The 2,437-nt window shown below is 48.5% G+C and carries 4 protein-coding genes; all 4 read right to left on the minus strand.

The window, feature by feature from the left end:
• Nucleotides 1–10: 10 nt before the first annotated feature.
• From CHU93_RS00735 to CHU93_RS18200, 4 genes are read right to left on the minus strand one after another with little or no spacing between them, the layout of a single operon-like run.
• Nucleotides 11–979, minus strand: coding sequence for an AAA family ATPase (locus CHU93_RS00735; RefSeq protein WP_094472309.1), 969 nt, complete (start codon nucleotides 977–979; stop codon nucleotides 11–13).
• Nucleotides 976–1,479 (minus strand): ABC-three component system middle component 5, encoded by a 504-nt coding sequence (locus CHU93_RS00740; RefSeq protein WP_341476550.1) that lies wholly within the window; start codon nucleotides 1,477–1,479, stop codon nucleotides 976–978. The genes CHU93_RS00735 and CHU93_RS00740 overlap by 4 nt, the downstream gene beginning before the upstream one ends.
• Nucleotides 1,479–2,156, minus strand: a complete 678-nt coding sequence (locus CHU93_RS17225; protein ID WP_133064260.1) for an ABC-three component system protein — start codon at nucleotides 2,154–2,156, stop codon at nucleotides 1,479–1,481. Before CHU93_RS17225 ends, CHU93_RS00740 begins: the two co-directional genes overlap by 1 nt.
• Before the next feature lie 25 nt (nucleotides 2,157–2,181).
• Nucleotides 2,182–2,367, minus strand: coding sequence for an alpha/beta hydrolase (locus tag CHU93_RS18200; protein ID WP_165768539.1), 186 nt, complete (start codon nucleotides 2,365–2,367; stop codon nucleotides 2,182–2,184).
• Between the last annotated feature and the right edge of the window lie 70 nt (nucleotides 2,368–2,437).

Here is a 2,437-nt window from a genome sequence, read left to right on the forward strand (position 1 = left end):
CAACCCGAAATCACCCGGCCGGTGAATAATCCGGGCTAGCCAAATCTTCAAGCTCATACTCAGAGTTAGAAATCCCTCGCTCCAAAGAATCGATCTTGCTGGACTGCTTTTCGATAGCATCTCGAGCTGAGCGGCTCTCCGCTATAAAACTCTTCGTTTCGGACGAATTGATAAGGTCATCGACCCGAGCAATACGATCCAAAGCCTTAGCGCGCTGCCTCTCAAGTTCCGCAATCTGACTCCCGACTGCTTCCGGTCGGTTGAGTGCAGTATCGGGCGGTAGAACGGACAAAAGTGCCGAAAGCTGACGGCTTGCTTGATCATAGTCCTTTTCGAGATCCCGAATCTTCAGGCTGGTCTCATAGGCTTCGTAGTCGTTCAGCCCGCAAATAAGATCACCGACCGCTGCCCTGATGGCCTTTGTGTCCCACGTCGATTCAAATCGGAATAGACGGCCAGGTGGTGTCTGTTGATCAGCATAAAGCAGTCGAAGAACCTGGTGCATCGTGATGTTTGAGGCACCATCACTTTGTGCTTCTGGTATGCACATCGACCGGAACATAAGTTGGGAAAAACTCTCATGATCTCCCTGTCGATGCGCCGGAAACCGTTCCCATCCGTCGAGGCCAGAAGCCATCGCCTCTTCAAATTTACCGAAGAAGACATGAATTGGCGATGCCTTTGATGATGTTTCGCGACGGACGACAAGTCTGCCTCTTGTCGTCATAATTTCAGCTTGAATCTCATCGCATTGGGCCGGAACTTTCTTCCAGTGGTCGAATTCCCCGCCCAGAACAAAAAATATAAAATCCGCTATCGAGGATTTGCCTGAACCATTGTCACCGCGAATAATGTTCACGCCATCATGGAAGGCCTGATCGTAAACAACGTGTCCGGACTTCATCACGCGGAGACGTCTCAATTGGAGCATAGGTAAAGCGACCGATTCATCGGATGCGGGAAGATTGACGTCCGTCATGCCGACAACCTCCGAAGACCAGTCCGCTTACGCAAATCCTCAATGCTATCTTCACCGATTGCTATCAGCTCAATAGCGATGAACTGAGCTAGCTCTCGCTCGGCGCAGGTATAATCGAACTGCTCGCGCAAAACGTCTCGGCCTAAATCAGTGAGATCGATCTGGCGCTGGTCGAATTTTCCTCGATCAAGGAGATTTTTTGCAGCCATCGCCTTCAGCGCACGACGTTGCACGGGTTCCATTTTGTGAAACAGCAACGGGGCCGCAGGGTAACTTAAAAACACCTTTTCTGGCCTGCAAATTTTTAATTCCATGAACAGTTTCCGAACTTCACTTGGCATCGCTATATTGTGAAGAAGTGGTGGATTTGCCAAGAAGAAGTCGCCTATGAGCATTCTTTCCATTGATGAAAATTTCGGTTGCCGCAGTGAAGCTAAAACACTTACCCTACGAATGCAGTCAAAAACATCCAATTGAGGATACCAAATTCGGAAAGCCATCACTCAGCATCCCATCTAACACGACATTGCTCTGTCAAGAAATACAATGCCTGCAACACAGTCAAGCCGGTTAAAGAAGGAATGTCTGCATATTTTTGACATATGGGGTCAATTACGTCCGTCTGTAATGCAGTTTGTACAGTGCTGTCATCGGCACCTCTGCAGATTAGTTTTAGGTAGATATTTGTATAAAAGCGCTGTTCAACATCGGACAATATCCGATCATGATTGGTTCGCGCTGATGTCATTAAGCCAAGCTTATAATAGTTTTGGGCAAAATGATTCTGATACTCGTTTGCTATAGAATACTCATTCTCGCGATTTGCATCGATCATCTTTGCAAGCAGTTCACGCCTATCTCTATCTGATGGAATGCTAAAATCTATGGACGCAAATTGTTCTTCACCGTCAGCGGTGGTTGAAGCCAGCTCTGCCAGCACCACCCCAATGTGACGAACGAGGCCAAGGAACACTTGGTCATCCCGACTATCTGGCTTACAAATGGAAACGTGGTTTTTGTCGACTGCAACGGGCATCACCTTTGCAACGCCCGGATCCGATGAGTCTCGATCGACAATAAGTTGGCTATAGGTTTTCAGTTTTTCGTAGTAAACTACTGTTTGCAAGTCAGGCTTGTTATCGACGAAATCGCGATATGCCTGCTTCAGATCATTCAAGACGCCAGTCTTGTTTGCAAGTATGTCAATTTTGTCGGAAGTGGGGTAAAACAAACTTGCCAATCGAAGCCAGGGACGCACCACAATGCGGGGTTGCGATGAACACTACCAGCCGCGTCGCATCGGAGATGGCTCTAAGCCCTTGATCGCTAGCCTCGCGTGATTTGCGAAGGATCGATTTGATGAGCAGGCCTCCAAGGCTGTGCCCCACCAGTATCAGTGGACATGCGCCAAAGCCTTTAGCCCACCTTATTCATGAGCCTTCCTGTCAGGGCGTTGCC

Origin of the sequence: Sandarakinorhabdus cyanobacteriorum (assembly GCF_002251755.1) — a bacterium.
Taxonomy (GTDB): Bacteria; Pseudomonadota; Alphaproteobacteria; order Sphingomonadales; family Sphingomonadaceae; genus Sandarakinorhabdus; species Sandarakinorhabdus cyanobacteriorum.

Excerpts from the sequence above, each read along its gene's own strand:
- CHU93_RS00735 (WP_094472309.1), bottom strand. The coding sequence starts at position 979 with ATGACGGACGTCAATCTTCCCGCATCCGATGAATCGGTCGCTTTACCT.
- CHU93_RS00740 (WP_341476550.1), bottom strand. The coding sequence starts at position 1,479 with ATGGCTTTCCGAATTTGGTATCCTCAATTGGATGTTTTTGACTGCATT.